Source organism: Simiduia curdlanivorans (genome assembly GCF_030409605.1).
Taxonomy (GTDB): Bacteria; Pseudomonadota; Gammaproteobacteria; order Pseudomonadales; family Cellvibrionaceae; genus Simiduia; species Simiduia curdlanivorans.
On sequence record NZ_JAUFQG010000004.1, the window covers coordinates 791670 to 807821 of the forward strand.

The following is a 16152-nucleotide window of genomic DNA, read 5'->3' on the forward strand; positions in this document are numbered from 1 at the left end:
CTATTTATGCTGCCTAATTTACGTCAGACTTATTTTATTATCTTCGCCGGTTGCACCAGCTTGATTTTAACCGCGCTATATATGCAATACCAAATGGGCTTACACCCCTGCCCACTGTGTGTAACTCAGCGGATCTTCGTGATTGTGGTAGGTCTTATTGCCCTGGCTGCAGCCCTGCACAACCCTAAAGGTTTTGGCAATAAAATCTACAGCGGCTTAGGCCTAGTGTCTGGCCTTATCGGTGCCGGCGTTTCGGCTCGCCATGTGTGGATTCAAAACCTGCCAGAGGATCAAGTGCCCGCCTGCGGCCCCGGGCTTGAGTATATGTTCGAAACCTTTCCCTTATTCGACGCCTTGGCATTACTGTTTCAAGGCGATGGCAACTGTGCCGACGTGGTGTGGAGCTTTCTTGGCTTGTCTATTCCCGCCTGGACCTTTGTCGCTTTCGCAGGCTTAGTGGCGCTGTGTTTCTGGCAGGGACTGCGCAAGGCGTGATTGTCGGCTTACTGGTTCTCATCGGCTTTCAAATACTGGGCGAACTCACCGCCCTCTGGCTCAATTTACCCATACCAGGCGCGGTTATTGGGCTGTTGTTTTTGCTGCTCAGCTTAAGGGTATTACCTTGGCGTAAGACCTTGGTGGAGCCCGTTGAGCAGGTCAGTGAAAAGCTCATCAGTCATCTGTCCTTACTATTTTTACCCGCCGGAGTGGGTATCTTTTTCTTGCCCGAACATATTAACGCCCAATGGCCTGCGGTACTTGCCGCAATGCTCGGCGGCACCTTTGTTGCCATGCTGCTCTCGAGCCTGGCCTACCGGGTATTTAGCGCGCGGGCCAAATCCCGTGAATGACCGCCTGTTTTGGTTACTCATGATTGCAGCCACACTTTGCGCCTACCAAGTAGGCATCTGGGTGTATCAACGCAGTGCGCGCAAACTCTGGCTACACCCTCTGTTAACAGGCTCTATTTTGCTTGCCGTGGGGCTCAAATTGGCCGGCACAAGCTACTCGGACTACAAAGCTGCTAATTGGCTTTTCTATCAACTTTTAGGCCTAGCCACCGTAAGCTTAGCCCTACCATTGCATCGAGAATTTCATCAACTCAAAGGCCTTTTCCTACCCATAGCTGGCACCATCGCCCTCGGCAGCGGCATAGCCTGTGGCGCAGCCTTGCTGTTTGCCTATGTCGCGGGTGCAAGTGCCGAACTGTTATTAGCCCTCGCACCCAAATCAGTTACAACACCAATTGCACTCGGGATTGCAGAACAAATTGGCGCCAATACCAGCCTAACGACGGGTGTGGTGATATTCACAGGTGTTATTGGTGCACTTATTTCACCGCTGGTATTTAAGCTTTCTGGACTTGCCGATCCAAGGGGTCAAGGCATTGTGCTCGGTATTAATGCCCATGGTGTGGGTACGGCCAGAGGTTTTGAATTAAGTGCTACTGTCGGCGCTTTTGCCAGCTTAGCCATGGGGCTTACTGGCGCCTTCACCGCTTTATGGCTGCCATTTTTAGCTAACTACCTCTAAATTTTAAGCCAGCGCCGGCACTGGTTAATCGATCAATTGCTGTTGATTAAGTCTTGCCCCCTTTCTGCCTTTCACCTACATTGAGCGTTAGACCTATCGAATGAGTTAAGGAAGTAGTCACATGCTCGATAATTGTAAGACGGCTAAGGAACGCTGGGGCGGTGTAAGCGATATTATCGACCGCTGGCTGCAAGAACGTCAGGACGCATTGGTACTCTACTGCAAGCTTTCTGATCACGACGAATTTGAACCCCTAGAACACGGCGACAAGGTGCGAACCCTTTGCCAACTGCTGGTGGACTACTCCTCCGCAGGCCACTTTGAGGTCTATAAGCAGCTGGTCAAAGAAGCCCACGAGTTCGACGATCAAGCCGCTATTGAAGAAGCTTCGGGCCTGTACACTGAGATTGATCCGACCACAGATGTGATTCTCGACTTCAACGATAAATATCAAGAAACCGATGATCTCACCTCCTTGCGCGCCGATCTCTCGACCCTTGGCGACGCACTTGAGACACGCTTTTCAGCGGAAGATCGGATGATCTCCGTACTGCACGACGCCCATAAAGACCTGGTGGCCTAATTTGCCCAGGCCGATTGGCACCGCCCTGGGTGCCAATCGGCGGCAGCACCTGCATTTCTGCACTATCTTTAATTTCAGTTATATCCTCACTCGGATCTTTTTATGAAATGGAATTGGATGGCCGCCTGCAGCTTGGCCTGCCTAAGTCTGGTCGCGTGTGACAATACCCCAACCCCAGCCGCCAGTGTAGAGGTGGCCAACAAAGGCATCCTAAGTGCGGCGCTGTCGGACCAAGGCGACTATGCCTTAATCGGCTCTATTTTTGAGGGTGGCAGCCTGTGGCGCCTAACCGACAAAGAGCGACTCTACGATTGGAACCACGCAAAAGACGAGCGCTCGACCATTGAGAGCGCCGCTTTCTCTGCCGACGGACGCTGGGCGGCAACTGCCACCACCCACACCATTGTGTTTTGGAGCCTAGAAACTGGCCAGGCGGCGCGCTTCTGGAATGCGCCAGCCGAGGTGCTCGATATCGCTTTAACACCCACAGGTGACTATGCGCTGCTGGGCTTAGTGGATAGTACCGCGGTGATGTTCGACATCAAACGCGGCGGTATTGCGCGCACCTTCCGGCACGACAACCGAGTGCGCAAGGTGGCGCTATCGGCAGACGGAAAAATTGCCATCACCGGCTCCGAGGATAGAACGGCGATTGTTTGGGACGTCGCCAGCGGCAAAGCCCTACATACGTTTAACCACGCCGAAGAAGTGCAAATGGTGGCCATCACCAACGACGGCAGCAAGGCTCTCAGCGCGGCAAAATACGACAAGGCCGTGATCTGGGATCTCGCCGCGGGTAAAGCGCTCAGAGAAGTGCCCTTGGCGGGCAGTATGGTCAAGCGCGGGCTGAGATTTACCGCCGCGCGCTTTTCCGCCGACGGCAGCCAATTATTAACCGGCCGACCGGATCAGATCGTGCAGCTTTGGCGGGTGGACAACATGACGCTGATCAAAGAGTGGCGCCTACCGAAACGCGACACCTTGCAACCTTCGGGCGCCGCTGTGATGGCGGTTGCCTTCGCCGAGAAACATTTTGTCGCGGTTGCGGCGAACGGCTTTGTGCACACCTTAAAGTAGAATCGGCAGGGCTAGAAAAGCAAAAAGGGCTGCCGCAGCAACCCTTTCATACCTACTCAGCAAGCCTGCTTACTTAGCTGCGGCTGCTTCTGGCTTAACGATATCCAACAACTCCACCTCGAACACCAAGGCTGAATTTGGGCCTATCGGGCCAGTACCGCCAGCGCCATAAGCGAGATCGGCGGGGATGTACAACTCATATTTGGCGCCCTTGCTCATTAACTGCAAGGCCTCGGTCCAACCTGGGATAACACCTGTCACTGGGAATGTGACCGGCTCACCGCGGGTGTAGGAGCTATCAAACTCGGTGCCGTCGATTAAGGTGCCTTTATAGTGCACAGTGACAGAATCTTCAGTTGTCGGCTTGGCACCTTCACCGGCGGCCACAACCTTGTACTGCAAACCTGATTCCGTAACCTGTACGCCTTCTTTGGTGCTATTGGCGGTTAAGAATGCTTCGCTTTTTTGCTGGTTAGCAGCACCAGCTTCTTTCATTTTTTCTTCTTGCTTGGCTTGCGCCTGAGCTTGGAATTCCTGCATTACCTGTTGCATATCTTCCTGGCTAATACGGTTTTCTTTACCGCTCTGAATATCGACCACCGCCAGTGATAAGGCTGCTGGATCGAGGGTGATACCTTCCTGTTTGAACTGAGACGCCATATTAGCGCCGAAGATATAACTCATTTTAGCTTCGAGGGTATCAAGCTTCGGTTCTTCAGCTTTTTTGTCAGCGCCACAGGCAGCTAGCATCAGGGTAGCTAGGGCGATGCCTGAAACCAGGCTGTGTTTCACTTTAATCATTATCATCTTCCGGTTGAGGGCCCTGAACCTACCGTAGGTCAGGCAATATAAAATCGAGCGGCCAATACTAGCCTAGTTAGTCTGGCCTGTTAAGGCATCGGCCTTGAGCACGGCCATTCTGGCGCGTAAAGCGCCGAAGCTGTCACAGTCGCCAGCTAGTTGGTAATACAAACGCAAACTTGTTAACGCCGGCTCCGAACAGCTAGGCCAGGCTATTGCACCCAAGCGCTGCAGCACTTCTAGCTCCGCAGCCAACTCGGCCTGCTTAATTTTTGCGCGAATTTCCGCCACCGCCGCGCTCGATTCAGCTTCGCACTTCAACTGTCGACGCAGCTGTCGCAAGGGCCAGACCACAGTTTGCTCCCAAACAAGCACGTCTTTAGCTAGCACGCCAATAGATTCGAGCGTCGCGCCGACACCGCCAAAATCAAGCCAAGCGCAACAGAGCAGCAGGGGAACACTGACATCGTGGTTATCCTGCAACTGCAGGCACTCGGCCTCCACTGCAGGCTGCGCGTATAAAGACAACGCAAAATCGATAAAGTTTGGCTTGGTCATCACTTTTCGCTAGTCGCCATTGCCAGCGCTGCTACAATGCGCGCCATGATTGAATTGAACCAAGTAAGCCTACAGCGCGGGCAAAAATTTTTGCTCGACCACGCAGACCTTCGCATCCATCCAGGCCAACACGTGGGCCTGATTGGCGCCAATGGTAGTGGTAAATCGAGTCTATTCCAAATGCTGCTGGGCAATCTTGGCGCCGATACCGGCCATTGCTTGGTGCCCGGCCAATGGCGCGTTGCGCACATGGCGCAAGAGATCGAAAACACCCAACAAAATGCCTTAGATCACGTGCTCGATGGCGACACCGAACTGCGTCGACTGCAAGCCCTGCTAAAAACATGCGAGGGTGAAGCGCTGGCCACCGCCTATGCCGACATGGAACATATAGACGGCTACACGGCCGAGTCCCGAGCACTACAACTTTTATCTGGCTTAGGCTTTGCGCCGGGCGATGAAACCAAATTGGTCAGCGACTTTTCCGGCGGCTGGCGCATCCGATTGAACCTTGCCCAAGCGCTCATGTGCCCGAGCGATCTCTTGCTGCTCGATGAGCCCACCAACCACTTAGATTTAGACACCACTTTATGGCTAGAGCAGTGGCTCAAACGCTACCCAGGCACCTTGGTATTAATATCGCACGACCGCGATTTTCTCGACGCGGTTGTTGACCGAATCGTCAATGTTGAAGCGCAAAAACTCGTGCTGTATCAAGGCAACTATTCCGCCTACGAACGCCAAAAAGCTGAGCGACTTGCGCAACAGCAAGTTGCTTTCGAAAAGCAACAAGAGCGCATATCGGAAATTGAAAATTTCGTGCGCCGGTTCCGTGCCAAAGCCACCAAAGCTAAGCAAGCGCAAAGCCGGCTAAAAGAATTAGAGCGCATGGAAACCATAGCACCGGCGCACATAGACTCGCCGTTTCATTTTGAAATTCCCTGTTTCGAAAAAGTGAGCACGCCACTGGTTGGCTTGCAGCAAGCCAACATTGGTTACGCCGGCAGAACAATATTTCAAAACTTAAACTTAGCCTTGTTGCCCGGCGCCCGAATCGGCTTGCTGGGTTTTAATGGCGCCGGCAAATCCACCTTGGTTAAAGCGCTGACCGAAGAGCTCGTTCCAACCAGCGGCGATCGCATAGCCGGCGAGCACTTACGCATTGGCTATTTTGCTCAGCATCAACTGCAAGCGCTAGATTTAGACGCAACGCCTGCGTTGCACCTGCAACGTTTGTCGCCAAGCGCCAGCGAACAAGAAATTCGCAACTTTTTAGGCGGCTTTGGTTTTCATGGCGACTTAGCTTTAGCCACCGTGCGGCCTTTTTCCGGCGGCGAAAAAGCCCGCTTAGCGCTTGCCATCATCGCTTGGCAAAAGCCTAATTTACTGTTGCTAGATGAACCCACCAACCATCTCGATTTAGAAATGCGCCATGCCTTAACCGTAGCACTACAAGCCTTCGAGGGCGCCGTGGTGGTGGTGTCACACGATCGGCACTTACTTCGCAATACCGTGGAAGAGTTTTGGTTAGTGCATCAAGGCCGGGTCGAGATATTTGATGGCGACTTGGATGCCTACCACCAATGGGCGCAAGTTACTTTGCAAACCAGCCTGTCGACACGAACACAACAAACAGCGGAAGACGGTGACGCAAAAGTTGACCGAAAAGTTCAACGCCAACAAGCCGCAGCGCAGCGCGAAAAGCTCAAACCACTAACCCAAAAGCTTAAGAAAATTGAGCAAGAGATGGAAAAATTACAATCTCGTTTGTCTGCTGTTGAAACCCTCATGGGCGATGCAGATTTATACCTAAGCGAAAACAAGGAAAAAATGCAAAAGCTGCTAAAGGAGCAGGGCGAACTAAAAGGCGCACTCGAACACGCCGAATTACAATGGCTTGAAATCAGTGAGGCACTCGAACAAGCCAGCGTGTAGTTTTTTTACCTAAATGCTTTTAAAAATCAGCGCACAATGATGACCCAAGAGTCAGAGACTGTTATAGCCTCAAGCGCAGATCCACTCTACTATCTCCACCGTATCAGTTCACTACAACAATAATTACTGATCTATTTCGACGCCAATGTTTTACGCAGCAATCATACTGGCGATCTGTTTAGGCAGAAGCGCTAACAATAATAAACACTGCAATGATCACGGAAAGATATTATGAGCATACGTATATCCGCATCTCTCAAACCACTCGCGGCTGCTTTATTGCTTGCCTCAGCTTGTACCCAGGCCCAATCGCCTTTTGACCAAATTGTCGCCTTCGGTGACAGCCTTACCGACTCAGGTCAATTCCCAGATTCAGCTTCTCCCGCCAATCCAGCTCTGGGCTCACCCTTTTCTTGGGAATTACGCTTCACCAATAGAACGGATGGCACCGGCAGTATTACAGATACCGTTGCGATTCAAAGGCTCAGCCAACAATTGGGACTAGGTTACCTAGCTGCATCTACACCCATACTACCGAGCCCAGTAACTGGCTGGCCAGACGGCACTAATTATGCTGTTGGTGGCTATCGCACAGACCAAATATTGGCCTCCATCACGGATACCAATGGCTCAACTGTGGATGCCGGAATTGTTTCGAGAACTCGCGACGGTTACCTAGCTGAATTTGGCCAAGCCCAAGCCAATACCTTGTATTATATTAACGGCGGCGGTAATGACATCCTTCAAGGCTTCGCAACAAATGCTACTACTGCAAAAAATTCAGCAGATAATTTATCGGCTGGGGTTGATGCACTACACGCTGCCGGCGCTAAATACATTATGGTTTCTAACTTACCTGATGTTGGCAACACGCCAGCAGGCATAGGCTCTGGTGCACAGCCTCTATGGACGCCCGTAAGTGCACTATTTAACGATGCTCTTTACGCAAATCTACGAGCCTCTTCGGCCAATGTTATTGGTGTAGACGGCCGTGGATTGCTAACTGAAATTCTTCTCGACCCAACAGCCTTCGGATTCATCGCAGATACAACATTGCTTGCCGCGTCATGCTATGACGGAAGCGATGATTGCAACACGGCTATAAGTGCCGGTAGCGGTGAAAACCCGCTTTATGGCATCAATCAACTGGGTAACGGCGATCCGACAAAACTTATCTTTAACGATGGTGTCCACCCAACCGCCGCCGCGCAGCAAATCATTGCCGATTACATGTTTAGCTTGATCCAAGCGCCTCAAGAAGTCGGCATGCTACCGGTACTCGGTGCCAGCCTAGTGGACGCCAGCCAAACCCAGCTGCGCCAGCAGATGCAGTCTACTTTGGCTAGCAAGCGCGCAAGCGAAGGTCAGTGGCAAATATTCGCCCGGGGCAGTGCCGTTGACACAGGGATTCGCAATAACTATCTCGATGCCGATGCGAAATCAAATGTTGCATTACTCGGCATTCAATACAGCGTTAATGATGCATTGAACCTAGGTTTAGGGTTTGCTAACGACAGCGGCGATTTAAGCTTTGACGACTCAGCCTCTAGCTATGATGCCAGCAGTCAGTCAATCACCTTATTCACCGGCTATACCACTGGAGCCCATTGGTTTAATGCCAGCATCGGCTATGGCGAGCAGGATTACAGCGATTTAAACCGCGTTGTCCCTCTCGGTATCACCGCGCGCACAGAAACCGGCGAAACCAATGGCGATTCGTTAACCTTGGCAGTTGAATACGGATACAGTATTTCACCACACAGCAATTGGGACTATGGCCCCAAAATAGAGTTGGTGCACAGAGAAATAAATGTCGACGGCTACGATGAAGCGTCGGGCCTTACCACGTCGCTTCGTTTTGATGATCAAAAACATACCTCGACCAGCGCCGATGTCGGCTTTTTCGTGCATTGGCGCGCCGCTGGCGATGCCCTGGTTGTAACCTCTGAGTGGGGTATCCGCTCACAACTCAAAGGCGAGGATTATAGCGTGACCATGGCAAGCCAGACCCTAGACCTGAATGCCTATGAACTACCCGGCTACAGCCAAGACAAAGGCCAAAGCTGGCATGGCAATGTAACCGCTAGCTATTTCCTAACGGCCAATGCTGCCATTACGGCGAGCTGGGCCTCTGAAAATGGCGACAACAAAGCAGACCTACTTGGCCTAGGTGTCAGTTATAGCTTCTAAGCTCTACTCCCTTACGCAAAAACGGTACCTTCTGGTGCCGTTTTTTGTTTCAAATCAATACACCGAAGCAAACTCTTGACTATGGTATGTTATTGAACATTGAAACCTACGTCGATGGATAAGAATATGGCCGGCAATAAGCTTTTAGTGGTTATAGATCCGTTAACCGATGATCAGTTGGCATTGGGTCGCGCGGTAAAATTGGCGCTCGAAATAAAAGCAGGCCTGCACTTATTTTGCTGCACTTATTTAACTGAAGAAGAGCTACTGGCATACGATTCAAGAAAGGATGCTAAGCATTCTCAGGTTCAGGAAACCAAAGCCTGGCTACAAGAACTTGCTCAACCCATTAAAAACCAAGGCCTAGAAGTTAGCTGTGAGGTTGTTTGGAATCAGAAATGGGAAATGATGGTGGCGCAGTCCGCCGGACGTTTCGATGCAACCTTAATCGTAAAATCCAGTTTTCAGCACAGCGCGATGAGCCGAAAGTTCCAGCGCACATCGGATTTCTATCTAATGCGCACGGCACCTTGCCCAGTTTTACTGGTCAAGTCTGACGAAGCATGGCAAAACAGCATTATATTAGCCGCAGTAAGTCTTAACCAAAACGAGCCCGAGCACGAGATTCTCAACAATCGAATTCTCACCCAAGCACAGCGCCTAGCAAAAGCCACCGGCTTCGAACTGCACTTAGTATCTGCGGTGGAAAAAACACCAAACTTTGTAAAATTGTTTCACTTGCTGGAACACAACGAGGCGCCGGACCAACAACTTGCCGCCGAGCGCTTTGGCATTCCTTCTGCCAACATGCATTTGCGCGAGGGCAATGCCAAGGCAGTCATTATTGATCTAACGCAAGAACTACATGCCGATATACTTGTTATTGGCTCGGCAGCGCGGGCTGGCGTAAAGGCAGCGTTAGTCGGCAATACGGCGGAGAAAATATTAGATAATATCGAAACTGATGTTATGGTTGTCGGCTAATACGCAAAAAAAAGCGAGCCCTAGGGCTCGCCGCTCACACAAAAATTACATTATTTTTTAACTTTTGTGGTTTTCTGAGATTGAACTGAGGCCACAACGCGACGGTTGGCTTCGCGACCTTCGGCAGTTTCGTTATCGGCAATTGGATTAGCTTCACCGTAACCTTTCGCCGTTACACGCTCTGCTGCCACACCGTACTCTTGCACCAACACATCGCGAACAGCATTGGCGCGCTTCTGCGACAATGTTTGGTTATAGGTGTCAGACCCGCGTGAATCGGTATAACCTTGCACTTCAACCACAGAGTCTTTGTAGCTTTTCATGAATGTAGCAACGGCACCTATCTCGCTAAAAAATGCTGGCTTAACAACGGCCGCATTGTTGTCGAAAGTGACATTTAATTTTATCGCCACAGCTTCGGTTAACGAAATAGCACAACCAGTCTCATCAACCTTTAACCCAGCTTCGGTATTAGGGCACTGATCTTTATGGTCTGCTACACCGTCTTTATCCGAATCTAACGCACAACCCCGAGTGTCTACTTTAACACCAGCTGGCGTTTGCGGGCAGGCGTCTTTCGTGTCGACTACGCCGTCATTATCGGCGTCGCTAGGTGCAGCAGCGGCGGCAACAACGGGGGCTGGTTTAGTACCGCGATCGCCAAAAAAGTAAGACAGGGCAACATTGGTGCCTAAGTCGATATCGCCATCTTCAGAGCCGCGAATACCGCGCATGTCACCGCGCAAAATGAAATTATCAGTTAAGAAAAATTTAATGCCTGCACCCACATTAAATGTGCTCTCATCATCTTTGGCACCTAACACTTTGTAATCGTTTTTACCGGCACCAAGCAGAAAAAATGGCTGAACATTGGTATCGGTATTGAAATGATAAAGCGCATCAAAATGCAACTGCCTGGTTTCAGCAGTTTCTAACGTAGATTGAACCGTGCTATCGTTTTCGATGTAGAAACCTTCGATACCCCAACTGTCATTGATACGATAACCCAAGCCACCTAACCAACCGGTAGAATCTTTTATGCCCCGATCCTTATCCCAATTAGTGTGATTCCAACCCGCAGTCAGCTCCAATCCAGACTGATCCGCTTGTGCGTAGGTGGTCGCACCAATAGCCAGTGCTAGTGGCAACGTCATTAATACTTTCTTCATAGAGTTTCTCCTTTAAATTTCACTCATATGTTATCGAAATAATTAGCTTGTGCTGGACTGTAGTCGTTCAAATAGCATCGCGCAACAATAGTACAACTAATGAATTAGTATGGGATTTAGCTACTGCAAAAGCGTCTTCTTGCGCTTTCAAAAGAAAGACATCTGAAATGTCAAAGTAGAGAGGGTATAGCTTTTTATTAAACACGCTAACTTATCCTAAGGCGCTGATGCACCTTAAATTCACCCCTTTTTGTGCTTTTATCTGTCACTATCGCACATAACCGGCTTGGCTTAAGCCGGTTAGAATTGGCGCGATTGTGGGCATGCCAGTTTTTAAATGCAAGGGATGGGAAAGTTTTTTCAGGCTTTTTTTACAAACAGCAAGTCCCAAACACCGTGTCCGAGGCGCTCACCGCGCTGCTCGAACTTAGTATTGGGCCGGTAACTCGGCTTAGCTGAAAAAATATACTCGCCTGCCTGGTTATCAAAACCTGGCGCGACGGAAAGCACCTCCATCATGTGATCAGCATAATCTTGCCAATCTGTCGCCATATGTAACACACCGCCAAGCTTCAATTTGGTACGCACTTGCGCCACAAATGCAGGTTGGGCAATACGCCGTTTCTGATGCTTTTTTTTGTGCCACGGGTCAGGGAAATACAACTGAAACCGGCTTAGCACATCGTTGGGGATACAGTCTTCCAGCACATCATTAGCATCGGCCATATAAACACGGAGATTGCTAATGCCTGCCTCTGCGGCGTCGTTGAGCAAGCGCCCAACACCGGGCGGATGCACTTCGATGCCAATAAAATCTTTTTCCGGCTCGGCCTTTGCCATAGCCAGCAAGGACGCGCCCATGCCAAAGCCTACCTCTAGCACCAACGGCGCCGAGCGGCCAAACAATTGCACCGGATCAATTTGACCCGAGAACAAGCTCAAGCCATAGCGCGACCACTGCTGTTCAAATGCACGATGCTGGGCCGGCGTCATTCGGCCCGCGCGAATCACGTAGCTGCGAATAGATTTCTTTTTGAATTCAGGCCTTGGGGTAAAACCGTGTTCATCGGCGATGCCAGGCAATGACGGGCTAAGAGATGTGGGTTCCATAATTCACCGATCAGGGGCGGGGAGACGCAGCGCGTAAGCGGCAATACTCAACCAGCCTAATATTAATAAAACGCCGCCAATTGGCGTTACCGGCCCGAACAGCACGGGCCCGCCCAGGGCCAAAATATAAAGCGAGCCAGAAAACAAAAGAATACCGCCCCAGATACAATAGGCGGCTAGAAATAGCCGACGAGAGGCGTCTATCAAGATTCGCAAACAGATACCAATCAGGAAAATGCTGTGTACCAGATGATAAAACACTGCGGTATGCCAAGTCGCCAAGGCTTCAGGCGCGAGCAATGATTTCAGCCCATGGGCACCAAAGGCGCCCAAGGCAATCGCTAGCGCACCCGTGCAGGCGGCGAGGAACAGTAATTTTTTAATCGGCATTGCAATCAACCTTAGGTAAAACACCAGCAAAAAAGAAAGCCGCGACTAGGCGCGGCTCTGGCGTTAGAAAAGCGCGTATTACGCTTCCATCATAGCCTTTACTTTTTTCATGGCATTTTTTTCAAGCTGGCGAATGCGCTCGGCCGAGACGCCATAGACATCAGCTAGGTCGTGCAAGGTGGCTTTATCATCATTCAACCATCGCTTTTGCAGGATGTCGCGGCTGCGTTCATCGAGTTTATCAAGCGCCAGCTCTAAGCTGCTCACGTTCGACTCTTCCCAGTTGGCATCTTCTAGCTGCTGGGCTGGGTCGTAGCGGTGGTCTTCCAAATAATTCGCCGGCGCTTGGTAGGCCGTATCGTCATCGTCGTCGGCACCGGCATCGAAACCGGCATCATAGGCAGACAGGCGGCCTTCCATTTCGTAGACATGTTTAACATCTACGTCTAAATCTTTCGCGATTGCCTGAGCTTCGGCATGAGACAACCAAGCGAGGCGCTTTTTAGAACCGCGCAAGTTAAAGAACAACTTGCGTTGCGCCTTGGTAGTGGCGACTTTGACAATGCGCCAATTGCGCAAGATGAATTCGTGTATTTCGGCCTTGATCCAATGCACGGCAAAGCTGACTAAGCGCACACCGCGCTCTGGATTAAAGCGCTTTACCGCTTTCATCAAGCCAACATTACCTTCTTGAATTAAGTCGGACTCTTGTAAGCCGTAGCCAGAGTAAGACTTGGCGATATGAACCACAAAGCGCAGGTGGGCCATAACGAGTCGGCGGGCCGATTCGAGGTTTTCTTGGTAATAGAGTTCTTCCGCTAACTGTTTTTCTTCCTCTGCGGACAGAATAGAAAAGGCGTTAACGGCCTGGATGTAAGCGCCAAGATTGGCACCCGGTGCTAAGACACCAACAGGTTGTAAGCTTGTACTCAATTGCAATACCTCCAAAAACTACCGCGTGAGTGTAGCACTACGGGATTTGACTGCCAACACGGAGAAAGATTCCCCACCGCGCCTGACTTACCAGTCATCGCTATTGTGGCCGGATATCGCGTAAATGCCGACCCACTGCTAGCCACGCACCCAGTAAACCTATTAATAAGGCCATTGCCAGCAGTATCAAGCCATTGCCGACGCCCAACCCCTGCAAGGTGAATTGGCTACTGTAACTTTGCGCTAAATTGGCCACCGGTGTGGCCACAGAAAATAACCCAAGCACCACCAAAATCAGCGCACAGAGGCCACCGCCAAGCCCATACCAGAGCCCCGTGTACAAAAAAGGCCTGCGCACGAAACCATCGGTGCCGCCGACAAGCTTAATTACCAGTATCTCTTCGCGGCGATTCTCGATCGCCAAGCGCAGGGTATTGCCGATGGCCAGCAACATGCCTATGCCGAGCAAAAGGCCCAAACCGAGGGCAAAACGCTGGCCTAACTGCATGACGTAATTGAGCCTTTCAAGCCAGGCCATATCAATACGCACATCGCTGACCACCGGATCTGCCGCCCAGCTGGAGCGCAGTTGCTGCAACCGCTCGGCCTCCAACACGCCCTGATGTGGCTGCACCAGTAGCACCCAAGGTAGTGGGTTGTCGGTTAAGTCATTGAGCAAGCTACCCATACCGCTTTGCGCGGCGAATTCGCTCAAGCCCTGACTGGGCGAGATCACAGATACCTGTGCCACCTCGGTTACGAGCTCGATTTTTTCGGCCAAACTTTGAGCTGCCGCCTGCGTCGCACCTGGCTGCAAATAGATCGACAACTGATTGCTGCTAGCCCATTGGCCAGAGAGCTGATTGACGTTGGCCAAGGCCACGTAAAGTAGCGCCGGCAACGCCAGCGAGATGCCGAGCATGAGCACGGTTAAACAAGACTTTACCGGCTCGCACAACAAGCGCAGTAAACTGTCGATGGCGGTGAGCTTGTGGTGCTGCAGCCAAGCGTCGGCCTTATCTGACACTTTGGTTTTACTGACTCTGGCGCCAGCCTTTACCGGCCGCGCCGCAATAGGCTCCCGGCGCGCAGACAGGCGCCGAGAATCAGCTTGGTTGGGCAAGCGACTAGACATGTACAGCACCCGCATTGGCCGGCGCCATGTCGGCGCGTAACTCGCCCTCGGACAGGGCCAAAACGCGCTTATTTTGGCGCTTGAGCAAATCGATATCGTGGCTGGCAATCAACATAGTGACGCCCACCTCGTTAAACTGCCGAAACAAATCCATGATTTCTGCCGACAATTCCGGGTCTAGGTTACCCGTGGGTTCGTCGGCGAGTAAGATTTTCGGTTTATTAACCACAGCACGGGCTATGCCGACGCGCTGCTGTTCACCGCCCGACAGCTCCAGCGGCAGGCGATTTTCCTTGTGCAGTAATCCAACCTTATCGAGTGCCGCGCGCACCCGCTTAGCAATGTCGGATGCGGCATAGCCAGCAATGACTAGCGGCAGCGCGACATTGTCAAATACGCTTCGGTCGAATAACAACTGATGGTTTTGAAACACCACACTGACTTGGCGGCGATGGTAGGGGATCTGGCTATCGGGCATGCGCGTGAGGTTGCTGCCATTGACGAATACTTGACCGCGACTCGGATGCTCCATCGCCATAATCAGCTTTAGCAATGTACTCTTGCCGGCGCCCGAGTGGCCGGTGAGAAATACCATCTCGCCCGCGTCAATGGAGAAATTTAAACTCTTGAGAGCCTCGAAACCATTGCTGTAGCGCTTTGAAACGTGATCAAAACGAATCATCAATCGGCCTGCTCGGTCGGTAGCGCTTCGTGATTGAAAAGCCCGTCGATAAAGGGCTTAGCGGCAAAAGGCTGCAAGTCATCCACGCCTTCACCCACACCGATGAAGCGCACCGGCAGCGCTAGCTTTTTACTCAGGGCAAAAATAACGCCACCTTTGGCCGTGCCATCGAGCTTGGTTAATACAAGCCCAGTCACGCCTGCGGCTTTGTGAAACTCCTGCGCTTGGCTGATGGCGTTCTGGCCCGTGCCGGCATCGAGCACCAAAAGCACTTCGTGCGGTGCTGTCACATCGAGCTTGGCCATCACCCGCTTCACTTTGGCGAGCTCTTCCATCAAATTGCTCTTGTTGTGCAAGCGGCCGGCGGTATCAGCAATGATCACATCAATATCTTTCTTCTGAGCCGAGGCGATGGCATCAAAAATAACCGAGGCGCTATCGGCACCCGTGTGCTGGGCCACAACCGGCACCTGATTGCGCTCACCCCACACCTGCAGCTGCTCAACCGCCGCCGCGCGAAAGGTATCGCCAGCCGCCAACATGACCTTTTTACCGTCGTTCAGGAAACGCTTCGCCAATTTACCAATGGTGGTGGTTTTGCCCACGCCGTTAACACCTACCACTAAAATCACGTAAGGCTTCTTTGCCGTGTCGATAACGAGCGGCTTTTCCACCGGCAACAGCAGCTCGCCGAGCGCCTCGCGCAACAAGGCCAATAGCGCCTGGGGATCTTTTAATTGTTTGCGCGCAACGCTGTCAGTCAAAGACGCAATAATATCGGTGGTTGCCTCTATACCGACATCGGCAACCAACAATTGCGACTCCAAATCTTCTAGCAGCTCATCATCAATGGCCTTTTTACCCAAGAACAGGTTGCCAATGCCTTCGGCAAATTGACTGCGGGTGCGGCTCAGCCCGGCCCGAATACGGGCAAACAGGCTCGGCTTATCGGCCGGTTGCGGCGCCAGTTCGGGCGCAGGCACCTGCTCGACCGACTCAGCACTGGGCGCGGCTGGCTGTTCTTTTTTCTTAAACAACTTGGAAAACATCGGTACTCACTAACTAAAATGGC

General features: G+C 51.6%; 17 protein-coding genes. 8 read left to right on the forward strand and 9 right to left on the reverse strand.

Annotated features, from left to right (window positions below):
* The first annotated feature begins 6 nt into the window (after nucleotides 1–6).
* From QWY82_RS03640 to QWY82_RS03660, 5 genes are all read left to right on the forward strand, one after another.
* Nucleotides 7–495, forward strand: a complete 489-nt coding sequence (locus QWY82_RS03640; RefSeq protein WP_290260001.1) for a disulfide bond formation protein B — start codon at nucleotides 7–9, stop codon at nucleotides 493–495.
* Entirely contained in the window at nucleotides 492–851 is a 360-nt protein-coding gene (locus QWY82_RS03645) for a CidA/LrgA family protein (RefSeq protein ID WP_290260003.1), read from the forward strand. The genes QWY82_RS03640 and QWY82_RS03645 overlap by 4 nt, the downstream gene beginning before the upstream one ends.
* Nucleotides 844–1533, forward strand: a complete 690-nt coding sequence (locus QWY82_RS03650; protein WP_290260005.1) for an LrgB family protein — start codon at nucleotides 844–846, stop codon at nucleotides 1531–1533. Before QWY82_RS03645 ends, QWY82_RS03650 begins: the two co-directional genes overlap by 8 nt.
* 121 nt (nucleotides 1534–1654) lie before the next feature.
* On the forward strand, nucleotides 1655–2116 hold the full coding sequence (gene rsd, locus QWY82_RS03655; RefSeq protein WP_290260007.1) for a sigma D regulator: 462 nt from the start codon (nucleotides 1655–1657) through the stop codon (nucleotides 2114–2116).
* Between the two features lie 102 nt (nucleotides 2117–2218).
* Nucleotides 2219–3193 carry a WD40 repeat domain-containing protein gene (locus QWY82_RS03660; protein ID WP_290260008.1) on the forward strand — a complete coding sequence of 325 codons (975 nt, stop codon included), beginning with the start codon at nucleotides 2219–2221 and terminating at the stop codon, nucleotides 3191–3193.
* A 69-nt stretch (nucleotides 3194–3262) separates the two neighbouring features.
* On the opposite strand, the gene bamJ is transcribed toward QWY82_RS03660, so the two are convergent.
* Nucleotides 3263–3994 (reverse strand): BamJ family beta-barrel-assembly machinery protein, encoded by a 732-nt coding sequence (gene bamJ, locus QWY82_RS03665; RefSeq protein ID WP_290260010.1) that lies wholly within the window; start codon nucleotides 3992–3994, stop codon nucleotides 3263–3265.
* Between the two features lie 72 nt (nucleotides 3995–4066).
* Complete coding sequence (locus QWY82_RS03670) at nucleotides 4067–4552, reverse strand: TIGR02444 family protein (protein WP_290260011.1); 486 nt, start codon at nucleotides 4550–4552, stop codon at nucleotides 4067–4069.
* Between the two features lie 45 nt (nucleotides 4553–4597).
* On the opposite strand from QWY82_RS03670, the gene QWY82_RS03675 reads away from it, so the two are divergent.
* The 3 genes from QWY82_RS03675 to QWY82_RS03685 all read left to right on the forward strand — a co-directional run bounded on the left by QWY82_RS03675 (nucleotide 4598) and on the right by QWY82_RS03685 (nucleotide 9661).
* Nucleotides 4598–6487 (forward strand): ATP-binding cassette domain-containing protein, encoded by a 1890-nt coding sequence (locus QWY82_RS03675; RefSeq protein ID WP_290260013.1) that lies wholly within the window; start codon nucleotides 4598–4600, stop codon nucleotides 6485–6487.
* A gap of 231 nt (nucleotides 6488–6718) precedes the next feature.
* On the forward strand, nucleotides 6719–8677 hold the full coding sequence (locus QWY82_RS03680) for an autotransporter domain-containing protein (RefSeq protein WP_290260015.1): 1959 nt from the start codon (nucleotides 6719–6721) through the stop codon (nucleotides 8675–8677).
* Between the two features lie 114 nt (nucleotides 8678–8791).
* Nucleotides 8792–9661 carry a universal stress protein gene (locus tag QWY82_RS03685; protein WP_290260017.1) on the forward strand — a complete coding sequence of 290 codons (870 nt, stop codon included), beginning with the start codon at nucleotides 8792–8794 and terminating at the stop codon, nucleotides 9659–9661.
* A gap of 50 nt (nucleotides 9662–9711) precedes the next feature.
* On the opposite strand, the gene QWY82_RS03690 is transcribed toward QWY82_RS03685, so the two are convergent.
* From QWY82_RS03690 to ftsY, 7 genes are all read right to left on the reverse strand, one after another.
* Complete coding sequence (locus QWY82_RS03690) at nucleotides 9712–10830, reverse strand: OmpA family protein (RefSeq protein WP_290260019.1); 1119 nt, start codon at nucleotides 10828–10830, stop codon at nucleotides 9712–9714.
* 360 nt (nucleotides 10831–11190) lie between these two features.
* Nucleotides 11191–11823, reverse strand: coding sequence for a tRNA (guanosine(46)-N7)-methyltransferase TrmB (gene trmB, locus QWY82_RS03695; protein WP_290263426.1), 633 nt, complete (start codon nucleotides 11821–11823; stop codon nucleotides 11191–11193).
* Between the two features lie 120 nt (nucleotides 11824–11943).
* Nucleotides 11944–12330: a DUF423 domain-containing protein gene (locus QWY82_RS03700; protein ID WP_290260021.1), complete on the reverse strand. Its 387-nt coding sequence runs from the start codon at nucleotides 12328–12330 to the stop codon at nucleotides 11944–11946.
* A gap of 78 nt (nucleotides 12331–12408) precedes the next feature.
* Nucleotides 12409–13263, reverse strand: coding sequence for an RNA polymerase sigma factor RpoH (gene rpoH, locus QWY82_RS03705; RefSeq protein ID WP_290260023.1), 855 nt, complete (start codon nucleotides 13261–13263; stop codon nucleotides 12409–12411).
* A gap of 100 nt (nucleotides 13264–13363) precedes the next feature.
* Nucleotides 13364–14398, reverse strand: a complete 1035-nt coding sequence (ftsX, locus tag QWY82_RS03710) for a permease-like cell division protein FtsX (protein ID WP_290260024.1) — start codon at nucleotides 14396–14398, stop codon at nucleotides 13364–13366.
* On the reverse strand, nucleotides 14391–15080 hold the full coding sequence (ftsE, locus tag QWY82_RS03715) for a cell division ATP-binding protein FtsE (RefSeq protein WP_290260026.1): 690 nt from the start codon (nucleotides 15078–15080) through the stop codon (nucleotides 14391–14393). The genes ftsX and ftsE overlap by 8 nt, the downstream gene beginning before the upstream one ends.
* Nucleotides 15080–16129, reverse strand: a complete 1050-nt coding sequence (gene ftsY, locus QWY82_RS03720) for a signal recognition particle-docking protein FtsY (RefSeq protein WP_290260028.1) — start codon at nucleotides 16127–16129, stop codon at nucleotides 15080–15082. Before ftsY ends, ftsE begins: the two co-directional genes overlap by 1 nt.
* Nucleotides 16130–16152 lie beyond the last annotated feature (23 nt).